The organism is Deefgea salmonis (assembly GCF_020531905.1).
Lineage (GTDB): Bacteria > Pseudomonadota > Gammaproteobacteria > Burkholderiales > Chitinibacteraceae > Deefgea > Deefgea salmonis.
Genome location: NZ_JAJAWG010000002.1, coordinates 14,222 through 34,543, shown reverse-complemented (window position 1 = coordinate 34,543; position 20,322 = coordinate 14,222). Strand labels below are relative to the sequence as shown.

Below are 20,322 nucleotides of genomic sequence, written 5' to 3'. Positions count from 1 at the left end.
CCCCTTGATGGGGGAAGGCTGGGATGGGGGTGTTGAGCTTAAAATATACTCGGTAGTATCACCCTCACCCTAACCCTCTCCCATCAAGGGAGAGGGAATGCCGCGATGCTTTAACCACCATCAACACGCAATCTGAACACGATCATAAACAACAGGTATATCCATCAACGCATTTTAAATAAATACTCACAACGACATACCCATGAATTACGACCGCTATTACACGCATGATCTCATCAACGGCCCCGGCATCCGCGTGACGCTGTTTGTCAGCGGCTGCCAACATGCGTGCGAAGGTTGCTACAACCCATCCACATGGGATAGAAAATCCGGCCAAGCCTTCACCGCCGACATCGAGCAACAGCTACTGCAAGCCTGCGAATCACACGACGGCCTTAGCCTCTCCGGCGGCGACCCGCTGCACCCCGCCAATCGGGACGCCATCCTCAAACTCTGCCAAGCCTTTAAACAACGCTACCCCGAAAAAAACATCTGGCTCTGGACCGGCTACGTCTTTGAAGACCTGCAAGACCTCGCCATCTTGCAATACATCGACGTGCTCATCGACGGCAAATTCGAACAAAACCACCCCACCAGCCAACCCTGGCGCGGATCCAGCAACCAACGCCTAATCGAACTCAAAAACTACCGTGGCCGTGGTGGCGATTAGATTTGGGATTTGGAAAAGCGTAGGTACGAATAGCGCAGCGTATTCGTACGCATGAAATCGCCGAAATAAAATGCATGTGCCACGACACGGCGGAGCCTGCGATTTCGCTGCGCTCTGTCGCAGCTACAATGCTAGAGTTTCTGTAATGCAAACTGTAGGCTTGAATATTGATGCCAAATTATCGTCGGGCTTTTGTTGCGGGTGGAACTTGGTTTTTTACCGTTAACCTGCTGCAGCGTCGTGGAAATGATTTGCTGGTACGAGAAATTGAAACATTACGGCATGTGGTGTGGCAGGTGCGCAAGCGTCATCCATTTACAATTGATGCGTGGGTTGTACTGCCGGAGCATTTGCACGCGGTGTTAACGTTGCCGCCTGATGATGCGGATTTTAGTCTGCGCTGGCGCTTGATTAAAAGTGGCTTTTCGCGCGCTTTACCCAAAACAGAGCACTTGTCTGTTGTTCGCCAAAAAACAGGGGAGCGGGGCATTTGGCAACGGCATTACTGGGAACACTTGATCCGTGATGAGCTGGATTATCAACGGCACGTTGATTATGTACATGTGAATCCATTCAAGCACGGTTTGGTCAAACGAGTGAGCGACTGGCCGTATTCTACTTTTCATCGCGCAGTGGCGGCGGGGATTTATCCGGCAGATTGGTGTGGGGATATGACGGCCGATGCAGCGGATGATTGATGGCGATGCCACATTCGTACGATTACGCTGCGCTAATCGTACCTACGGAGCTGAACCAATCGTGGCTACGAGCTCTTTCTAACGTAAAACTGCCTAAGCCAGTCAACTAAAGTGACGTTTTTCGTCAATAAATGCAAAAACATCACTACTTTCATGTCAATAAGGCTGATCTCAAAGCTGGCACAAGACTTGCTTATACCAATTCAAGTCATAATGGCTACCTAACTCATTGGAGAACTAACATGAACCGCACTATGCAACGCGCACAACAAGGTTTCACCCTCATCGAATTGATGATCGTCGTCGCAATTATTGGTATTTTGGCAGCAGTGGCCATTCCGTCTTATCAGGACTACACGCAAAAAGCAAAACTCACTGAAGTTATTCTTGCAGCAAGCACTTGCCGTACCGCCGTAACTGATGCCTACCAAAATGCAAATGAAGCGCCAGCAGCAGATTCTTTCGGTTGTGAAAGTGCTACCTCAACATCTAAATTTGTTAAGAAAATTGAAACAGATAAAGATGGTAAAATCACCATTACAACTCAGGGCCTAACTGCAAATGGTCCAGTTGAATTCACACCATATGATAATGCGGCAACACCAGTGGTTGCGGTATGGACTGCAAATGGCGGCACTTCAATTTCAACTTGGAAATGCTCATCTACCGATGCAACATTACAAAAATTACTACCTAGCTCGTGCAAATAAGTGCACGATATTTTTATACTTATAAGTCGTAACTTGGGAAGGTCATTTTTTAATTAATGCAAATAATTTAGATTCATTTAAATTAACGCTCACAAAATGCCCTATTTAAATATGACTTAATTGTATATTTGTTTTCAAAAAGCAACCCTTGGGTTGCTTTTTTTACGCTGTGAAATCAAAGAAATCAAGAATCAAAGGGGTCAGAGTAAATTGATTTGCGCTCCATTTAACTCAGGCCTGTAGGTATGCACGCGTAGCGTAATCGTACGAATGGTTCAAATTAAACCGCCGACAAATCTCGGCGGTTTAATTTGCCTGTGAAAGAAATCAAAGGGGTCAGCACAGTAGGTGCGATTAGCGTAGCGTAATCGCACGCATGAAATCACAGCAATCAATCTAGGGAATCACGCAGTGCAGCCGCCGATTTCGCTGCGCTCTATCGGAGCTACAATACAAATTTACACAAACACTCAGTTTAACCACCTCAAAGCTGACCATTTTCGTCACCAAAACTGCCGAAAATGGTAAAAATACCTATACGGCAAACAACATCAATCTAATTACCCACACCCCATTCAACCTTTCCACCCCACTCTCACATTAAAACTTCCCTGACAAATCTGGGCTTGTTACCATCAAGCGCATCAGTTAACGAGGTGGCGTATGCGTTTATTTTTGGTGGCTTTGTTATTGCTCAGCGCAATCCCGGCCTTTGCGGCGCGGATTTTGCCGGAAGGGGCTTATGCGCAGATGGATTATTATGCGCCGCCGGTGATTCGTTTGAATGGGCAGGATTTTTCGGTTTCGGCGGCGTTTCAGGTGCGTGATCAGCAAAATCGTTTGATCCCTGCGCAGCGTGTGCCGCGTGATGCGCCGGTTTGGGTGCAGCTCGAGGCCAATCGCAAGGATTTGGTATGGAAAGCGTGGTTGCTGTCACCAGCGGAGATTGATTTCCTTAAATCCATCGGCCGAATCAAAGAACCGCGCGGTGGTTTTTTGGGGATAGGCTGCTGGTTTGTTGACTGCAATGCGGTGCAATAGCAGTCTAGCTGCGATTAGCGTCGCGTCATCGCCCGTATGGCATCATTGCGAGCAAGCGCTGGCGGATAATGTGGCGCAGCCTTCGATTTTGCTGCGCGCTATCGGCGCAACTTCAAAAGAGCCGCGTAGGAGCTGGCTTGCCAGCGAAGATTTTCCTTATTGAGCTCGCATTCGCGGGCGAGCCCGCTCCTACCAAGGCCACGCTTTTTATGGGTTTCTGCAGCAAAGGCATAATCAGCAAAACCGTACTTCTACGCAGCTAACATAATTCCCCGCCGCAGATGACGACGGCAAACAGCCCAGTAGCTACGATAATGTGCGAGTGATTGCCGCGGCTCCCCCCGGTGTAACAAATCCCATGTCATAAGAGCGCCGCTTGCCGGTCGATTTGCGTTAAAATCACGCCCTAGCCTTTGCTGGCATTGTGCCCAGTGGCTCAAAGAAAATTCTTATTTTATTGCCTTCCAAGGGTATTGCTATGCAGCCCTTGTTGATAAAAGCAGTAAAACCAATACCCCTATAGAAGAAAGCCATGAGCAAAAAAGTATTTATTAAAACCTTCGGCTGCCAAATGAATGAATACGATTCAGACAAAATGGTCGACGTATTGCATGCCGCCGATGGCTTGGTGAAAACCGATAATGTCGAAGAAGCGGACATTATTTTATTTAACACCTGCAGCGTGCGCGAAAAAGCGCAAGAAAAAGTCTTCTCGGATTTAGGCCGCGTTCGTGAGCTTAAACTGGCCAATCCCAATATCGTCATCGGTGTCGGCGGCTGTGTGGCTTCGCAAGAGGGTGATGCGATTATCAAGCGCGCGCCGTATGTGGATATTGTGTTTGGCCCGCAAACTTTGCATCGTTTGCCCGAGCTGATTGCCGAAAAACGTAAGTCCGGCATTAGCCAAGTGGATATTTCCTTCCCCGAAATCGAAAAATTCGACCACTTGCCACCCGCTCGGGTTGAAGGCGGCGCGGCATATGTATCGATTATGGAAGGCTGTTCTAAATACTGCAGTTTCTGCGTGGTGCCGTACACCCGAGGCGAAGAAGTATCGCGTCCGTTTGAAGACATCCTGACTGAAGTCGCGCATTTGGCGCAGCAAGGCGTGAAAGAATTGCATTTGCTCGGCCAAAATGTGAACGCGTATCGCGGTGTGATTTTGGATGGTGAAGACGCTGGCGAAATCGCCGATTTGGCGACGCTACTTGAATACGTGCACGAAATCCCCGGCATCGAGCGCATTCGCTACACCACCAGCCACCCCAAAGAAATGACCGCGCGGATTATTGATTGCTACCGCACTTTGCCAAAGCTGTGTTCGCAATTACATTTGCCAGTGCAAGCGGGCTCGGATCGCGTGTTGGTGAATATGAAGCGCGGCTACACCACGCTGGAATACAAATCAGTAATTCGCAAATTGCGCGAAGCGCGCCCTGATTTGTGTTTCTCGAGTGACTTTATCGTCGGCTTTCCGGGCGAAACCGAAGAAGACTTCGAGCGCACGATGAAGCTAATCGAAGACGTCGGTTTTGATACCAGCTACAGCTTTGTGTACAGCCGCCGCCCGGGCACGCCAGCTGCTGATTTGCCGGATGATGTGCCAGAAGCCATCAAACTGGCGCGCTTGCAAAGAATGCAAAAACGCCTAGAGCAGCAAGCCGAAGCAATTAATCTATCGATGATTGGTAGCGTGCAGCGCGTGTTGGTGGAGCGTTTTGCCAAAAAAGACAAAACCGAGCTCGCTGGCCGCACCGACAATAACCGCATTGTGAATTTTGAAGGCAGCCCACGCCTGATGAATCAGTTTGTTGAAGTTCGCATTACCGATGCCTTCCCACGCAGCTTGCGTGGCGAAATCATAATTGCTGAGTGAGGTATGGAATCTATACCAAAGCACGGCAAGAACTGATATTTAAAAAAACCGTCATTCCCGCGAGTTGTTGGCGGGAATCCAGCTGCGCGGCTGGATCCCCGATAAAAACATTCGGGGATGACGATGTTCTTTAGAATTGCTATTTTCGGAAATTTTGTCGATCCATCTCCTAATCACCCGCCCTGCCCTTGAGAAAAACCTGTGCATACCGAATCCATCCATTTCACGCCCATCGATAATCTGCGTTTGGCCAATTTATGTGGCGCGCTGGATGAAAACTTAAAACAAATCGAAGTGGCGTTTGATGTCACGGTGCATCGCCACAATGAAGCATTTCGCGTCAGCGGCGAATTAAAATCAGTTCGTCAGGCGCTCGATGCGCTGGAATGTTTTTACGAAGACAGCGCCTCGCCGCTCGACGTCGATGCGGTGCAATTGGGCTTGATGGAAATCTTGCGTAATCCCAACGCGCAAATTATCGACCCTACCGTGCCGCAATTGCGCACCAAACGCGGTGATTTACGCGGGCGCACGCTGGGGCAAAATGTTTATATCAAAGCCATTGCCGACAACGACATCACTTTTGGTATTGGCCCGGCCGGCACTGGCAAGACGTATCTGGCTGTAGCCAGCGCCATTGATGCGTTAGAGCGAGATACCGTCCAAAGATTAGTTTTGGTTCGCCCTGCCGTTGAGGCCGGTGAAAAGCTCGGTTTCTTGCCGGGCGACTTGGTGCAAAAAGTCGATCCGTATTTGCGACCACTGTACGACGCGCTGTATGACTTAATGGGCGTAGAAAAAGTCACCAAGTTATTTGAAAAACAAATTATCGAAATCGCCCCGCTGGCGTTTATGCGTGGCCGAACGCTAAGCCACAGCTTTATTATTTTGGACGAAGCGCAAAACACCACGCCAGAACAAATGAAGATGTTTTTAACGCGGATTGGTTTTGGCAGCAAAGCGGTGATTACCGGCGACGCCACGCAAGTTGACTTGCCTAAGCATCAAAAATCCGGTCTCACCGATGCACAAGAAGTACTGCAAGGCGTGCGTGGCATAGGCATTCACCACTTCACCGCCGCCGATGTGGTGCGCCATCCGCTGGTGCAAAAAATTGTCACCGCGTATGAAAAACACCATTTAAAAACAAGCGCTAAACCTTGAAATTCCGACGCAGAGTCGCAGAGACACAGAGGAAAAACGAGTAAATCTTAGCTAATTCATTAGGGTCTGTTGACGATTGGTTTCCCGCCGCGCTGGAGCCCTTTGGGTTTGGCGGCTTTTGGCCTGATGCTGCGTTACCAAGCGCTGGCGTAGAATGACTACGCTGCGCGCTTCGTGCCTTGCCTCAGGCCAAAAGCCGCACAAACGCGGTTGGCAAACCAAATGTCAACAGACCCTAGAAACTCTTTTGCTTTTCTCCGCGTCTCTGCGACTCTGCGTTGCAAGGTTTTTGGAGTGACAAAGTAGAATTAGTTTTAACTCCAATTAGCGGTTTTCTCTGTGAGGCTCGGTGTTCTCTGTGATTCAAGATTTAGGTTTTAAGACCTCCAATCCATGAGCAAACTCGTGCAAATTATTACGATACAAAACCAAAGCCATGCCAGCCCCATTCCCCGTCGCAGCCTACTGAAAAAATGGGTGAGCGCCGCCTTGTCCGCGCAAATTGAGCACGCTGAAATCACGCTGCGCTTTGTCGATACCGACGAAGGCCAAAGCTTAAACCGCGATTATCGGCAAAAAGATTACGCCACCAATGTACTCACGTTTACTTTTGATGATGAATTACCACAGGTTGCGGGCCAGCCTTTAATGGGCGACTTGGTGTTGTGTGGCGCGGTGATTGAGCGTGAAGCGCAGCAGCAAGGCAAAGCTTTATTGGCGCATTATTGTCATATGGTGGTGCACGGTACGCTGCATTTACAAGGCTTTGACCATCTTGAAGAGGCCGAGGCCGAAGCGATGGAATTGCTCGAAACCCAAATTGTCACGCAGCTGGGTTATGATGACCCCTATCTGACCGAGCGTGAATAACTTCACTCATTGATCGCTGCGGGCGATTCCGCTGCGATTCACCCATAGGAGCAATACGCATTATGGACGACGTTCCGTCCCCGAGTTATAAGCCCAGCTTATTAGAAAGATTGACCCATTTCCTGTTACGGGAGCCGGAAAACCGCGGCGAACTGGTTGAAATTCTCCACACCGCTTTCGAGCGCCAACTGCTCGATGCCGATGCCCTCGGTATGATCGAAGGCGTGCTCAATGTGGGCGATATGCAAGTGCGCGATGTGATGGTGCCGCGCTCGCAAATGGATGTCATCGACATCAACGACTCCCCCGCCGAATTTATCCCCTTTGTCATTGAAACCGCCCACTCGCGCTTTCCGGTGATCGACGGCAGCAAAGACCATGTATTGGGCGTGTTGCTAGCCAAAGATTTACTGCGTTTTTATGCCAGCGACAGCGAATTTAATGTCCGCGAAATGCTGCGTCCTGCGGTGTATATCCCCGAAGCCAAACGCCTGAATGTGCTACTTAAAGATTTTCGGAATAATCGCAACCATATGGCGATTGTGGTCGATGAATACGGCGGCGTTGCCGGTTTAGTCACCATTGAAGACGTCATGGAACAAATCGTCGGCGATATCGAAGACGAATACGACGAAGATGAAGACGAAGACAATATGGTGCCAGATCGCAAAGGCCATTGGCGCGTCAAAGGCGTGACCGAACTGACTGATCTGAATGAAACCATCGGTAGCCGCTTTCCAACCGATGAATTTGACACCATTGCCGGGGTGATGATGGATTGCTTTGGCCATGTGCCTAAACGTGGCGAAAGTATCGATTGTCATGGCTACCGTTGCTTAATTTTGCGCGCCGATAGCCGCCGCGTGCATTCGATTTTGCTCGAAAAAATCACCGAGCATCACGAGGCTTAAGCTGGCTTGATACTGCGTTTGCCAGCCGTATTGATGCCAAGGCAAACCCAGTATCAACACCGACTCAATCTCCATGGATCACGATCAACTCAATGCATCGTGATCCAAACTGCCCCTGCTGCGCAAACGACTTTGCGACTTCAACACCGCCTTTAGACGCCAAAAATGCTTAAAAATCGCACTCTCTTGCTTCTGATTCAATGCTTGGCCGGTGCTAGCACTGTGGCCGCTTTTGCGCCTTTATCGCAATTTTGGTTGCTGCCGATTGCACTGTGGATTTTATTTACCGGTTGGCAAAACGCCGGTTCGGCGCGGCAAGCGCTATGGCCGGGCTTGGCTTGGGGGCTGGGGTATTTCGTTGCCAATGCCGGCTGGATTTACATCAGTCTACATACCCACGGCAAAATGCCAGCACCCGCTGCTGCGGGCGCGGTGCTGTTGTTTGCCGCTTATTTAGCCTTGTTTCCAATGTTAGCCGGTTGGCTCACGTGGAAAATACCCTGCCGCGATAGCTGGCGCTTTACGCTGATTGCGCCAACACTATTTATTTTATGTGAATGGCTGCGCGGTTGGCTGTTTACTGGATTTCCTTGGGCATCGGTCGGTAGCGCACAGATTGATTGGCTTGGCGGGCTATACCCTATCATTGGCAGTTATGGCGCGGGTTGGTTAATGGCCTTGAGTGTTGGCGTATTTTTATGGGATAAAAAACTCGCGCTCGGTTTGGCGATTGCACTATTCAGTAGCAGCCAATTACTGCAAAAAATCAATTGGACGCACCCCATCGGCGAGCCAGTGAAAGTGAGCGTTTTGCAGGGCAATATCGGGCAAAGCATGAAGTGGAATAGCGATTTTTATTTTGACAGTCTACAGAGCTACCTCACCCTCACTCAAGCCGCCAAAGGGCAACTGATCTTATTGCCAGAAACGGCGATTCCGTCGTTTTTTAACGAAATTCCTGCTGATTATTTGGCCGAGCTACGCCAAATCGCCCAGCAAAAATCCGCCACGCTGTTAATGGGCGTCGCCACGCGGGGCGCAGAGCCGCAGCAATACCAAAATTCAGTGGTGAATTTAGCCGAGCCAAACCAAACACAATACGCCAAATCGCATTTGGTGCCCTTTGGCGAATACATTCCGCTACCGTGGTTGTTTGGCTGGGCGTATCAAATGCTTGAAATGCCAATGAGCGGTTTTCAACGCGCACCACTGGCGCAAGCGCCATTCAATCTCAACGGCGGGCAAATCGCGGCCAATATTTGCTACGAAGACGTTTTTGGCGACGAAATCCGCATTAACGCCGCCAACGCCACATTACTGACTAACTTTACCAATATGGCGTGGTTTGATGGCTCTTGGGCGGCCGAGCAACACGCGCAAATGGCGCGCGCCCGCGCGCTCGAAAACGGTCGCTACCTGATCCGCGCCACCAACACGGGTAAAACGGCGATTATTGATGCCAAAGGCCGGATTGTCAGCAGCTTGCCCGAGCAAACCCAAGCGGTTTTAGAAGGCGAAGTGCGCCATATGCAAGGCCATACACCGTATCAATGGGCCGGTGATAAACCAGTGATTGGCTTGTTGGTAGCGCTGCTAGTACTGGCATTTTTGCGTAGTCGTCAAAACTAAAACCGGCATAAAAAAACCGTTGCACTGCTTCATACACCAGTGACAACGGTTTTTTCGTCGCTAAATGCCTGCGCTTTAGCCCAATAGACTACACAGCCTCATCCTGACTTGGCTGGGCGTATTTTGACGGCACTTCTTTGGGAAAAAACACCGTGCGGGTGTTGGCAAAACGATCGTAAATAAATTGCCGATCACCATCGAATAACGCCCAAATAAACGGCAATACAAATAAGCCGCCCGCAATATATAAGCCCAGTTGATATTCCGGCTGCTTACGCGCCAACAGATAAATCGGCAATAACGGCAGATAACAGGCGCTCGCCAGCGCAAAACGAATCAACACCGCTTTAGGCGTTAAATTGGCGCCGTCTTGCATCAGCAAGCGGCAGCGCCAAGTTTTCATCGCCAAGGTTTGCCCGCCGCGCAGCCAGCACCAGCCAAAATACAATAGGGTCACCAGCGTCAGCCACACAAAATTAAGTGCATTAAGCCAAGGATAAGCACTCAATTCGGTCACCGCTTGGCCAGAAATCAGCTGAAAGCCACCTTGAAACAGCCCTTCAGCAATCAGTAACAAGGCGGTGAGTAATAAAATCTCATACAAAAACGACACAAAACGGCGTGTTAAACCCGCGCTAATTAGCATATTGGCCCTACTCCGTCTTTGGTGAATTACAGCAAGCTTGGCTGGCTCGTCGTTGATGGCGATGTTGCATCAGTTTTTGGCGCTCTTCGGGCGACATCGCTTGCAAACGCTGGTAGTTTTCGCGCGCGCGCTCACGTTGCTCAGGGCTTAACGTGGCCCATCGATTTAAACGCGCCCGCATTTTTTCTTGATGATGCGGCGGCATTTGCGCAAAGCGCAAAGCCAAAAGCGAAAATCGTTGCTGATCTTCATTGGGCAAACCATCCCACTGCGTTTGCATGGCGCTTAATACTTCGCGTTGAGCTGGCGTTAACTCAGACCAAGCGGGCGCGGCCTGCGCCGCAGCACTCCAAACCAATACGGTACACAGCAATATCATCCATCGTTTCATCGTGGCGGCGCATCCAATAAAGTGGGGTCGAGTAAATCGTCCATTGCCACATCGCTACTTAATAAAGCCAAATCAATCGAGCTGGTCATTGGTTTGGCCTGCTGCTGTTGCACGAAAGTGACACTCAATAACAGCACCAGCAATACGCTGACCATGCTGATTTTAGGGTGGGCATTAACCAGCGCTAACACCTCGCTCGCGCGAGAATGTGGCATCCCCGCCTGTGCTACCGCCGCTTGGCGCGCCTGAATTAAACGGGCACGAATCTCTTCAGGAATCGGCGCATCCGCTACCTGCCGACTTAACTGTGCTAAATGCTGCTGCTTTGCTTCATTCAATTCATTCATAGGGTGAGCCCCTGTTGTTTAAGCCAATCGGCCAAGGTATGGCAGGCACGCGAACAATGCGTTTTGACACTCCCCACTGAGCAGCCCATCACTTGCGCGGTTTCTTGCACATCCATCTCCTCCCAATAACGCAGCAAGAAGGCTTCGCGTTGACGTGCTGGCAATAAAGCCAGCCCTTCTTCGATTAACGCCATATTTTGCTGCTGCAAAACCGTCTGTTCTGCGCTGGGATTGAGCTCGCTGCAGTGCGGCACATAGGACAGTGGATCGGCTGAGTCAGTTTCATCATCAGAATGAGACGAAAATTTAGAATACAAACTCACCCAAAATTGACGCAATTTATTCCGACGGAGAAAGTCTCGTATCGTATTTTGCAAGATAGTTTGAAACAACATCGGCCATTCAGACGCGGGCTTGTCAGCATAACGCGTGGCTAATTTGAGCATGGCATCTTGCACAATATCCAAAGCGTGCTCATGATCGCGCACGGCGTACTGCGCTTGCCGCCATGCACGGCGCTCGACGCTGGCTAAAAAATCATTTAATTGCTGCTGACTTGCCAAACTTGGACTCCAAAACAGGGACGCGTAAAACTGCTGCCAAATAGCCAGCAAAAACAGGGGATTGATACTAACAAAAGCAAAAATATTCAGCCAGAAAAACTTGCCAAAATAAAGCCTATCGTTTACCTTTAACCCCCTACACAAAGTCACTATAGCGACCGGTCGTTTAAACAGACGGCAGGGGCACTGGATCGACACCGCAAGCGCATCACACTTCGTTCTTGATGGCCACAAGCCAGTGAACTGCGGCAAGTCCAGTTAATAAAATGCCCGCTCAAATAGATGAGCTGATAAAGCTTACAAGCGCGGCATTGCCTATTGAATGCTCTTCAATAGTTGCCTGCTGCTAACTAGCAGCTTGCACCAACCGATCAACGATTGACTCAGGACTTATCCCATGCAGATCTCGGGCGCTGAAATTCTTGCGCGCTGTCTTGCCGAAGAAAATGTCGAATTTGTATTCGGCTATCCCGGCGGCGCGGTTTTGGAAATCTATGATGCGATTTTCAAACAAAATAAATTCAAACACGTACTCGTTCGTCATGAACAAGCTGCCGTTCATGCCGCTGATGCTTACTCACGATCCAGCGATAAAATTGGCGTCGCGTTAGTGACATCGGGCCCAGGCGCTACCAATGCTTTAACCGGCATTGCCACAGCGTTTATGGACTCGATTCCAATGGTGGTGATTTCTGGCCAAGTCGGTACGCCATCGATTGGCTCAGACGCCTTCCAAGAAGTCGATATGGTTGGCTGTTCACGCCCGATTGTGAAGCATAATTTTTTAGTCAAAGACGTTAAAGATCTAGCAACAACGATCAAAAAAGCGTTTTACATTGCCACCACAGGTCGTCCCGGCCCGGTGGTGATTGATGTGCCGAAAGATGTGACGCAAGCCAAAGCGGTTTTTGAGTACCCTAAATCGGTCTCGATTCGCAGCTATAACCCACCGGTGAAAGGCCATCCAGGGCAGATCAAAAAAGCAGCGCAATTACTCTCTGAAGCGAAACGTCCGTTCATTTATGTTGGCGGCGGCGCGATCTTGGGCAATGCCTCAGAAGAAGTCACTGAGTTGGTGCGCATGCTCAACGTGCCATGTACTAATACGCTGATGGGTTTGGGCGCTTATCCGGGATCGGACCCGCTGTTTGTCGGCATGCTCGGTATGCACGGTACTTACGAAGCCAATATGGCGATGCATTATGCCGATACGATTATTGCCATCGGTGCACGTTTTGACGACCGAGTAATCTCTAATCCGGCGCAGTTTTTGTCGCAAAACAAACGCATCGTACAAATCGACATCGATCCATCGTCGATTGCCAAACGCGTTAAAGTTGACGTGCCGATTGTTGGCGACGTGAAAGACGTACTGAAAGATCTGATCGCCGTACTTAAAGAAACCAACGCCCGTCCAAGCGAAAAAGCCTTGAATGCGTGGTGGGACCAAATTAACGAATGGCGTGCGCCGAAAAGCTTGTGGTATCCACAAGACGACGAAATTATTCAGCCGCAATTTGTGATGCAAAAACTATTTGAAGTCACCGGTGGCGATGCGATTATCACCTCCGACGTTGGCCAGCATCAAATGTTTACCGCGCAATATTATCAATTTAACCGTCCACGCCAATGGATTAACTCGGGCGGCTTGGGCACGATGGGCTTTGGTTTACCTGCCGCGATGGGTGCGCAACTGGCTAATCCGTATGCGGATGTGGCTTGTATCACCGGCGACGGCTCGATCCAGATGAATATCCAAGAATTGTCGACGTGCAAGCAGTACCACACGCCTGTGAAGATTATTAATCTGAACAACGGCTACTTGGGTATGGTTCGTCAATGGCAAGAGTTCTTCTACGGCACGCGTTATTCCGAGTCGTATGTCGATGCGCTACCTGATTTTGTGAAATTGGCTGAAGCTTATGGTCACGTTGGTATGCAAATCACTAAGCCAGCCGACGTAGAGCCGGCACTACGCGAAGCGTTTGCGATGAAAGAGCGCTTGGTATTTATGGATTTCTTAACCAATCCAAAAGCCAATGTGTTCCCAATGATCCAAAACGGCAAAGGGCTTAACCAAATGGACTTGCCGCCGCATATGCAATCAATGCAGCTCACGCCATTTGAAAACAACCGTGATTACGGCAATCTTTGCTAAGGAGAGATGAACATGCGCCATATTTTATCTGTCCTGATTGAAAACGAAGCCGGTGCGCTCTCGCGCGTAACGGGGCTGTTTTCGGCTCGTGGCTACAATATTGATTCACTGACGGTGCAAACCACCGAAGATCCAACCATGAGCCGCATGACGATTGTCACGCATGGCTCGGAAGATGTGATCGAACAAATCACCAAGCAGCTCAACAAGCTGATTGAAGTGGTTAAAGTGATCGACCTGAACGAGGCCGATCACATTGAGCGTGAACTGATGCTCATTAAAGTACGCGCCACCGGCAAAGATCGCGACGAAATGAAACGCATGGCGGATATTTTCCGTGGGCGCATCATCGACGTGACCGAAAAAACCTATACGATTGAACTGACTGGCACGGGTGAAAAGCTCAGCGCTTTCATCAGCGCGCTCGATCAATCAGCGATTTTAGAAACCGTGCGCACCGGTGCCTCTGGCATTGGCCGTGGCGAACGGATCTTGAAACTATAACGATTAGCACTGTAGGAGCGGGCTTGCCCGCGAAAGCAGTGTCAATACGGAGTGAAGTGGCTCTACAAACAGTGTCTTCGCGGGCAAGCCCGCTCCTACGAGAATGCGATTTCAAGCCAGCTGAAACCGCTAGCTAATTAAAAACTAATAAGGTATTTGCCTGTAGCCATTGACAGGTAAAACCTACAAACATATACCCATTTAACCAAGGAAATAAAATGAAAGTTTCTTACGATAAAGATTGCGACTTAAACATCATCAAATCGAAAAAAGTAGCCATCATCGGTTACGGTTCACAAGGCCACGCCCACGCTTGCAACTTGCAAGATTCAGGCGTTGATGTGACTGTTGGTTTGCGCGCTGGTTCTGCCACTGTTGCTAAAGCACAAGCACACGGCTTAAAAGTAACTGACGTAGCCACTGCTGTTGCTGGCGCTGACGTGGTGATGATTTTGACGCCAGATGAGTTCCAATCTGCATTGTACAAAAATGAAATCGAGCCAAACATCAAGCAAGGCGCAACTTTGGCTTTCGCGCACGGTTTTGCGATTCATTACAACCAAGTAGTGCCACGTAAAGACCTCGACGTCATCATGATCGCGCCAAAAGCACCAGGCCACACTGTACGTTCAGAATTCGTGCGTGGCGGCGGCGTTCCTGATTTGATCGCTGTTTACCAAAATGCTTCAGGCAAAGCGCTTGAAATCGCCATGTCTTACGCTTCAGGCGTGGGCGGCGGCCGTACTGGTATCATCGAAACTTCATTCAAAGACGAAACTGAAACTGACTTGTTCGGCGAACAAGCGGTATTGTGTGGCGGCGCGGTTGAATTGGTGAAAATGGGCTTTGAGACCTTGGTTGAAGCCGGTTACGAACCAGAAATGGCTTACTTTGAGTGCCTGCACGAATTGAAATTGATCGTTGATTTGATGTTCGAAGGCGGTATCGCCAACATGAACTACTCAATTTCTAACAACGCTGAATACGGCGAATACGTAACTGGCCCACAAGTCATCAACGAAGAATCTCGCAAAGCAATGCGCCAAGCACTGAAAAACATTCAGTCTGGCGAATACGCGAAACAATTCATTCTTGAAGGCCAAACCAACTACGCCTCAATGACTGCAGCCCGCCGCAACAACGCTGCACACGGCATTGAAGTAGTAGGTAACAAATTGCGCTCAATGATGCCTTGGATTCAAGCAAACAAAATCGTTGACCAAACTAAGAACTAACAATAGCGGCTGCAACGCGTCTGGGCTTTGTCACTGCGCGGCTCATGTACTCAACGTACACGTCGCCGCTAGCTTCGCGCCCAATCGCGTTTCGCTCGCTAAAATGATGCATCAAATAAAAAAACCGGCTTCACGCCGGTTTTTTTATTCATACCAATTCGTATATTCCTGACTCAACTCTTGGACATTAACCAATAGCTCGTAAGCCGCAATCGTAGGGGGCAATGAGCTTTAGCGAATTGCACCGGCTTTTACGTAAATTGAATCAATCTGTTTATAAAATGAGTAATGCTTGAATCACACTGGGTTGTTGCTCCACGTTTATTCGGCGCAATTCGTTTCACTCATTGTCCCCTACGCAGGCGCATCATCCGCATCAAACCAACGTCAACTCCGCCATTTTCGAGCGGGGCACGACCATCGATAGCGAAAATAAAATATCTGGGCAGTCGCCAAAAGCGTGTTCGATTTCTGGGTTAAGGATAAAGACCATGCCTTCGCTCACTGCAGTGGCTTGCTCAAGTGGATTACTCGCGCCAGTCATTCGCAGCACGCCCTCGCCTTGCAGTACCACATGCAAAAACGCGACGGGCTCGTTTTGCACCAAAAAGCCAATATCGGTATGCGGATCAAGCTGGGCATAGCCCATCAAATTGGCGTCGTGCATATATTCGGGCGCAAGGCCCAAACGATTTAATACGGCGATGCCAAATGCGGTTTTTTCCGCATCCAGCTGCCACGCATCCCCCGTCGGCAGGTTGGGATTGCCTTGCGGAAAATAGTGCACTTCAATCACGCCTTTGGCGGCAAACGCCGAACTGCGTGTTTGGCGAATTTCGCCAAGGTTTTGCTTAAGCGATTCAGGAATCGTAATCTGGCCTAATACTCGTACTGCACTCATTTACACCTCACTGGTAGCGAAAAAACCCAATACAAAATCTATACCTAGGATTTATGCATCTAAATAAAAATACCTGATTAGTCTCAACAAGACGCCGTAGGAGCGGGCTTGCCCGCGAAAGCAGTGCCAATATGAACGTGAATCGCTCTAATTTACCGTGTCTTCGCAGGCAAGCCTGCTCCTACAAACGCGCATTGTTGGCCTTAAGATGACTCAGTAATCCGAAACATAATGGGTATATAGATACAAGTATTACTAGTAAATAGCCACATGAACATACCCAAACAATAAACCAGCCAACTTAATCCGCCATCACCTCGCCCAAGCGTACACCGCGCCCTGCTTTCCAATCGGCATTAAACTCCAAATCGCTTTCAGGAAACAGCAATACCACGGTTGATCCAAGTAAGAAGCGGCCCATTTCTGCGCCCTGCTCTAGCACGATTTGCTGGTCGCGATAATCTTGGGTCCAGACTGATTTGCTGCGCGGCGGATTAACCACGCCGTGCCAAGTGGTGGCCATACTGCCAACAATCGTTGCACCCACCAGCACTTGCACAAAAGGCTGGCCGTTGTCGGCTTCAAACACGCATACCACCCGCTCATTGCGCGCAAACAAGCCATCAACGCCGCGCGCCGTGGCTGGATTTACCGAAAACAATTCGCCCGGCACGTAAGTCATTTCTAACAAACGACCACGGCATGGCATATGAATGCGGTGATAATCTTTCGGGCTGAGATAAATCGTGGCAAATAGGCCGTTATCAAATTGCTTGGCCAATGCCGCATTGCCAGCCAATAACGCCGTGGTGGTAAATTGCTTGCCTTTGGCTTGATAAATTTGCCCGTGCTCAATTGGGCCAAACTGACTAATTGCCCCGTCAACCGTACATAGCAGTTGCGCATTGGCCAGTGGCCGCACGCCGTCTTTTAAAGCGCGGGTAAAAAATGCATTAAATGTGGCATAAGCGGCAGGATTTGGATTGGCCGCTTCGGCCATATTGACTTGGTATTTGGCGACAAAGCGAGTAATCACGGCGTGAGTCAGGCGGCCAGCACGTAAACCGGCCAAGTAGCCCATCAATCGAGTCAACGCCAACTTGGGGATGACATACTGCAAAAGTACAAATAGACGCTCAGACACGAAAGTCACCTAGGACAAATAAGAGCGCGGATTATAACGTATCTACCTACATGCTACCGATGGCACGAGACGTCAGTTACAATGTTGCCTCAAATGCTATGCAATCGAGGCTTTCATGCAACTGCAATCCCCATCAAGCCGCGCACAAACCTTGCGCCGTCAAAGTATTTACTTACTGCCCAATTTGTTTACCCTCGCCGCACTGTTTTCTGGTTTTTATGCCATCGTGCAAGCTATGAATGGCCAGTTTGAATCGGCGGCGTTGGCGATTTTTGCTGCGATGATTTTAGACGGCCTGGATGGTCGAGTCGCCAGAATGACGCATACGCAATCTGAGTTTGGCGCGCAATTTGATAGCTTGTCCGACATGGTGTCGTTTGGCGTCGCCCCCGCTTTAATTATGTATGAATGGGGTTTGTCGGGCTTTGGCAAACTCGGTTGGGCAGTGGCCTTTATCTATTGCGCTGGTGCGGCGCTGCGTTTGGCGCGGTTTAATACCAATATCGAAGTGGTTGATAAACGTTTTTTTCAAGGCTTGCCCAGCCCTGCTGCAGCGGCCTTAGTCGCCGGTTTAGTGTGGATTAATATTGAATACCATGACGATTTATCGCCTTTGGTTGAACTACTGCCCTACGCTGCGCTGTGCTTTACGCTGTTTGCCGGTTTAACCATGGTGTCCAACGTGCCGTACTGGAGCTTTAAAGAGCTGCATATGCGCAAAACCGTGCCCTTTGTGAGTTTATTGATTGCCACCTTGATTTTACTCATCGGCGCATCCCGTCCGGCCTTGGTGTTGTTTAGTTTCTTTATCTGCTACGCCGCCTCAGGCTATGTGTATTGGCTGTGGCGTGTGATTAAACGTCCAAAACAAGCTGTAACATTAGACAAATAGTCTAATTTAACAATATAATGTAGAAAAAATAGCGGCCAATACAACAGATCGCTTTTTTTTATTTTCAATATTTGACACTAAGTCTAAAAATAGCTAATCTCAAGTCATCGCTGCAAAGGAGAACACTGTGTCATTAGACATCGACCGTCTAATCGCTGATTTTGGTGGACCCAGTACACTGGCCGATCAGCTCAATGCTGCTTTTCCAGCTGAGCCGGTATCCCGAGCTGCGATTTATAAATGGCGCGAACGCGGCAGCCTGCCACTCGCCCAAGTGAATAAACTGGCGCAATTGGCAAGTCAGCAAGGCCGGCAATTCAATATCCAAAATTATATGGGCCGTGATCAAACCACCGCCGCAGAAACTCAGGAGCACAGCATGACTCAACGCAGTAATGACCGCTTGGTGATTTTTGATACGACATTGCGTGATGGCGAGCAGTCTCCTGGCGCATCGATGACCAAAGAAGAAAAAATCCGTATCGCCCGCCAATTGGAAAAACTCGGCGTTGACGTCATTGAAGCCGGTTTTGCCGCCGCCAGCCCCGGCGACGCGGATGCGATTAAAACCATCGCTGGCATTATCGAAAACAGCATCGTCTGTTCTTTAGCGCGCGCCAATGAGCGTGACGTACGCGCTGCGGGTGAAGCGATTAAAGACGCCAAACGTGGCCGCATTCATACCTTTATCGCCACCAGCCCGATTCATATGGAACACAAGCTGCGTATGACACCAGATCAGGTGGTGGATGCCGCCGTGAAAGCTGTCAAAATGGCGCGTGAATACACCGATGATGTTGAGTTTTCGGCCGAAGACGCCTTGCGTAGCGATATCGACTTTTTGGCGCGGATTTTTGGCGCAGTGATCGAAGCTGGCGCAACAACATTAAACGTACCCGACACCGTCGGCTACGCCGTACCCCAACGCACAGAAGCCTTTTTCCGCGAATTGATTGCCAAAACCAAAGGTGGCGATAGCGTCATCTGGTCGGCGCATTGCCATAATGATTTAGGCATGGCGGTCGCCAACTCTTTGGCGGCGGTTTTGGGCGGCGCACGCCAAGTTGAATGCACCATTAACGGCTTGGGCGAACGTGCTGGCAATGCCTCGCTCGAAGAAATCGTTATGGCGACACGCACTCGCCACGATATTTTTAATGTTCAATGCAATGTCGATGCCACCCAAATCGTGCCAACCAGTAAATTGGTGTCAACGATTACCGGCTATCCAGTGCAACCGAACAAAGCCATTGTCGGCGCCAATGCCTTTGCCCACGAATCGGGCATTCACCAAGATGGCATTTTGAAATGCCGCGAAACTTACGAAATCATGAGCGCTGAATCGGTCGGCTGGAGCACGAATCGTTTGAGCTTGGGTAAATTATCTGGCCGCAATGCGTTTAAAACCAAATTGATTGAATTGGGCATCGAGCTGCAATCGGAAGAAGCCTTGAATGCCGCTTTTGCGCGCTTTAAAACTTTGGCGGATAAAAAACGCGAAATCTTTGACGAAGATTTGCACGCCTTGGTGTCCGATGAGTTGATTTCGATTGAACAAGAGCACATCAAACTTATTTCGCTAAAAGTCGTTTCCGAAACCGGTGAAACACCGAGCGCCGATATCGTCGTTAGCGAAGCGGGTATCGAGCGTCATGCGACGGCACACGGCGATGGCACAGTAGATGCCACCTTTAAAGCGATTGAATCACTGTTTAATAGCGGTGCAGAGATGCAGCTGTATTCGGTCAATGCAATTACCTCGGGCACGGATAGCCAAGGTGAAGTGACCGTCCGTTTGATGAAGGACGCCAAAATCGTCAACGGCCAAGGCGCAGATACCGACATTATTGTTGCCAGCGCCAAAGCGTATATTTCGGCCCTTAATAAAATCCACAACAATATCAATCGGGTGCATCCACAGCCGGTTTAAGTTGATGCGCTAAGCGCGATATCAACTGCGTTTTTGTCGTTG

Annotated in this window: 20 protein-coding genes; 14 read left to right on the top strand and 6 right to left on the bottom strand. The window is 49.6% G+C overall.

Features of this window, described 5'->3' with window-relative positions; translation table 11 throughout:
• The first annotated feature begins 202 nt into the window (after positions 1 to 202).
• The 9 genes from nrdG to lnt all read left to right on the top strand — a co-directional run bounded on the left by nrdG (position 203) and on the right by lnt (position 9,569).
• Entirely contained in the window at positions 203 to 670 is a 468-nt protein-coding gene (gene nrdG / locus LG219_RS03900) for an anaerobic ribonucleoside-triphosphate reductase activating protein (protein WP_226763234.1), read from the top strand.
• A 170-nt stretch (positions 671 to 840) separates the two neighbouring features.
• Positions 841 to 1,368 (top strand): REP-associated tyrosine transposase, encoded by a 528-nt coding sequence (locus LG219_RS03895; protein WP_226763233.1) that lies wholly within the window; start codon positions 841 to 843, stop codon positions 1,366 to 1,368.
• A gap of 242 nt (positions 1,369 to 1,610) precedes the next feature.
• Positions 1,611 to 2,078, top strand: a complete 468-nt coding sequence (locus tag LG219_RS15380; RefSeq protein WP_284691518.1) for a pilin — start codon at positions 1,611 to 1,613, stop codon at positions 2,076 to 2,078.
• A 663-nt stretch (positions 2,079 to 2,741) separates the two neighbouring features.
• Positions 2,742 to 3,119, top strand: a complete 378-nt coding sequence (locus LG219_RS03880) for a hypothetical protein (RefSeq protein WP_226763232.1) — start codon at positions 2,742 to 2,744, stop codon at positions 3,117 to 3,119.
• A 532-nt stretch (positions 3,120 to 3,651) separates the two neighbouring features.
• A complete protein-coding gene (miaB, locus tag LG219_RS03875) occupies positions 3,652 to 4,995 on the top strand; it encodes a tRNA (N6-isopentenyl adenosine(37)-C2)-methylthiotransferase MiaB (RefSeq protein WP_226763231.1) in 1,344 nt (447 codons plus the stop codon).
• Between the two features lie 201 nt (positions 4,996 to 5,196).
• Positions 5,197 to 6,159 carry a PhoH family protein gene (locus tag LG219_RS03870; RefSeq protein ID WP_226763230.1) on the top strand — a complete coding sequence of 321 codons (963 nt, stop codon included), beginning with the start codon at positions 5,197 to 5,199 and terminating at the stop codon, positions 6,157 to 6,159.
• Positions 6,160 to 6,552: 393 nt separating this feature from the next.
• A complete protein-coding gene (ybeY, locus tag LG219_RS03865) occupies positions 6,553 to 7,029 on the top strand; it encodes an rRNA maturation RNase YbeY (RefSeq protein ID WP_226763229.1) in 477 nt (158 codons plus the stop codon).
• A 62-nt stretch (positions 7,030 to 7,091) separates the two neighbouring features.
• On the top strand, positions 7,092 to 7,940 hold the full coding sequence (locus tag LG219_RS03860; RefSeq protein WP_226763228.1) for a CorC family transporter: 849 nt from the start codon (positions 7,092 to 7,094) through the stop codon (positions 7,938 to 7,940).
• A gap of 165 nt (positions 7,941 to 8,105) precedes the next feature.
• On the top strand, positions 8,106 to 9,569 hold the full coding sequence (gene lnt / locus LG219_RS03855) for an apolipoprotein N-acyltransferase (RefSeq protein WP_226763227.1): 1,464 nt from the start codon (positions 8,106 to 8,108) through the stop codon (positions 9,567 to 9,569).
• Between the two features lie 88 nt (positions 9,570 to 9,657).
• Here lnt and LG219_RS03850 read toward each other — a convergent pair whose 3' ends face one another.
• From LG219_RS03850 to LG219_RS03835, 4 genes are read right to left on the bottom strand one after another with little or no spacing between them, the layout of a single operon-like run.
• Complete coding sequence (locus LG219_RS03850; protein ID WP_226763226.1) at positions 9,658 to 10,215, bottom strand: RDD family protein; 558 nt, start codon at positions 10,213 to 10,215, stop codon at positions 9,658 to 9,660.
• Positions 10,216 to 10,222: 7 nt separating this feature from the next.
• The gene (locus tag LG219_RS03845) at positions 10,223 to 10,606 is read right to left on the bottom strand and encodes a DUF3106 domain-containing protein (RefSeq protein WP_226763225.1); all 384 of its coding nucleotides are present in this window, start codon (positions 10,604 to 10,606) and stop codon (positions 10,223 to 10,225) included.
• Complete coding sequence (locus LG219_RS03840) at positions 10,603 to 10,953, bottom strand: DUF3619 family protein (protein ID WP_226763224.1); 351 nt, start codon at positions 10,951 to 10,953, stop codon at positions 10,603 to 10,605. Before LG219_RS03840 ends, LG219_RS03845 begins: the two co-directional genes overlap by 4 nt.
• Positions 10,950 to 11,516, bottom strand: a complete 567-nt coding sequence (locus LG219_RS03835; protein ID WP_250647179.1) for an RNA polymerase sigma factor — start codon at positions 11,514 to 11,516, stop codon at positions 10,950 to 10,952. The genes LG219_RS03840 and LG219_RS03835 overlap by 4 nt, the downstream gene beginning before the upstream one ends.
• Before the next feature lie 397 nt (positions 11,517 to 11,913).
• Between LG219_RS03835 and ilvB the strand changes: the two genes are divergently transcribed.
• The 3 genes from ilvB to ilvC all read left to right on the top strand — a co-directional run bounded on the left by ilvB (position 11,914) and on the right by ilvC (position 15,413).
• Entirely contained in the window at positions 11,914 to 13,674 is a 1,761-nt protein-coding gene (gene ilvB, locus LG219_RS03830) for a biosynthetic-type acetolactate synthase large subunit (RefSeq protein ID WP_226763222.1), read from the top strand.
• 12 nt (positions 13,675 to 13,686) lie between these two features.
• A complete protein-coding gene (gene ilvN / locus LG219_RS03825; RefSeq protein WP_027468347.1) occupies positions 13,687 to 14,178 on the top strand; it encodes an acetolactate synthase small subunit in 492 nt (163 codons plus the stop codon).
• Positions 14,179 to 14,396: 218 nt separating this feature from the next.
• Positions 14,397 to 15,413 carry a ketol-acid reductoisomerase gene (ilvC, locus tag LG219_RS03820; protein ID WP_226763221.1) on the top strand — a complete coding sequence of 339 codons (1,017 nt, stop codon included), beginning with the start codon at positions 14,397 to 14,399 and terminating at the stop codon, positions 15,411 to 15,413.
• A 376-nt stretch (positions 15,414 to 15,789) separates the two neighbouring features.
• Here the strand turns inward: ilvC and LG219_RS03815 are convergent, their stop codons facing one another.
• Together LG219_RS03815 and asd are read right to left on the bottom strand one after the other, a co-directional pair.
• Positions 15,790 to 16,314, bottom strand: a complete 525-nt coding sequence (locus LG219_RS03815) for a hypothetical protein (protein WP_226763220.1) — start codon at positions 16,312 to 16,314, stop codon at positions 15,790 to 15,792.
• A 301-nt stretch (positions 16,315 to 16,615) separates the two neighbouring features.
• Positions 16,616 to 17,458, bottom strand: a complete 843-nt coding sequence (gene asd / locus LG219_RS03810) for an archaetidylserine decarboxylase (RefSeq protein WP_226763219.1) — start codon at positions 17,456 to 17,458, stop codon at positions 16,616 to 16,618.
• Between the two features lie 115 nt (positions 17,459 to 17,573).
• Between asd and pssA the strand changes: the two genes are divergently transcribed.
• Positions 17,574 to 18,350: a CDP-diacylglycerol--serine O-phosphatidyltransferase gene (gene pssA / locus LG219_RS03805; RefSeq protein WP_226763218.1), complete on the top strand. Its 777-nt coding sequence runs from the start codon at positions 17,574 to 17,576 to the stop codon at positions 18,348 to 18,350.
• A gap of 127 nt (positions 18,351 to 18,477) precedes the next feature.
• Complete coding sequence (locus LG219_RS03800; protein ID WP_226763217.1) at positions 18,478 to 20,280, top strand: 2-isopropylmalate synthase; 1,803 nt, start codon at positions 18,478 to 18,480, stop codon at positions 20,278 to 20,280.
• Positions 20,281 to 20,322 lie beyond the last annotated feature (42 nt).

What these genes read in the sequence shown, in the direction of transcription:
- LG219_RS03840 (WP_226763224.1), bottom strand. Translation starts at nt 10,953, where the DNA reads ATGAATGAATTGAATGAAGCAAAGCAGCAGCATTTAGCACAGTTAAGT.
- nrdG (WP_226763234.1), top strand. Translation starts at nt 203, where the DNA reads ATGAATTACGACCGCTATTACACGCATGATCTCATCAACGGCCCCGGC.
- ybeY (WP_226763229.1), top strand. Translation starts at nt 6,553, where the DNA reads ATGAGCAAACTCGTGCAAATTATTACGATACAAAACCAAAGCCATGCC.
- LG219_RS03845 (WP_226763225.1), bottom strand. Translation starts at nt 10,606, where the DNA reads ATGAAACGATGGATGATATTGCTGTGTACCGTATTGGTTTGGAGTGCT.
- pssA (WP_226763218.1), top strand. Translation starts at nt 17,574, where the DNA reads ATGCAACTGCAATCCCCATCAAGCCGCGCACAAACCTTGCGCCGTCAA.
- ilvC (WP_226763221.1), top strand. Translation starts at nt 14,397, where the DNA reads ATGAAAGTTTCTTACGATAAAGATTGCGACTTAAACATCATCAAATCG.
- LG219_RS15380 (WP_284691518.1), top strand. Translation starts at nt 1,611, where the DNA reads ATGAACCGCACTATGCAACGCGCACAACAAGGTTTCACCCTCATCGAA.
- LG219_RS03860 (WP_226763228.1), top strand. Translation starts at nt 7,092, where the DNA reads ATGGACGACGTTCCGTCCCCGAGTTATAAGCCCAGCTTATTAGAAAGA.
- lnt (WP_226763227.1), top strand. Translation starts at nt 8,106, where the DNA reads ATGCTTAAAAATCGCACTCTCTTGCTTCTGATTCAATGCTTGGCCGGT.
- LG219_RS03815 (WP_226763220.1), bottom strand. Translation starts at nt 16,314, where the DNA reads ATGAGTGCAGTACGAGTATTAGGCCAGATTACGATTCCTGAATCGCTT.
- LG219_RS03850 (WP_226763226.1), bottom strand. Translation starts at nt 10,215, where the DNA reads ATGCTAATTAGCGCGGGTTTAACACGCCGTTTTGTGTCGTTTTTGTAT.
- miaB (WP_226763231.1), top strand. Translation starts at nt 3,652, where the DNA reads ATGAGCAAAAAAGTATTTATTAAAACCTTCGGCTGCCAAATGAATGAA.
- LG219_RS03895 (WP_226763233.1), top strand. Translation starts at nt 841, where the DNA reads ATGCCAAATTATCGTCGGGCTTTTGTTGCGGGTGGAACTTGGTTTTTT.
- ilvN (WP_027468347.1), top strand. Translation starts at nt 13,687, where the DNA reads ATGCGCCATATTTTATCTGTCCTGATTGAAAACGAAGCCGGTGCGCTC.
- LG219_RS03880 (WP_226763232.1), top strand. Translation starts at nt 2,742, where the DNA reads ATGCGTTTATTTTTGGTGGCTTTGTTATTGCTCAGCGCAATCCCGGCC.
- ilvB (WP_226763222.1), top strand. Translation starts at nt 11,914, where the DNA reads ATGCAGATCTCGGGCGCTGAAATTCTTGCGCGCTGTCTTGCCGAAGAA.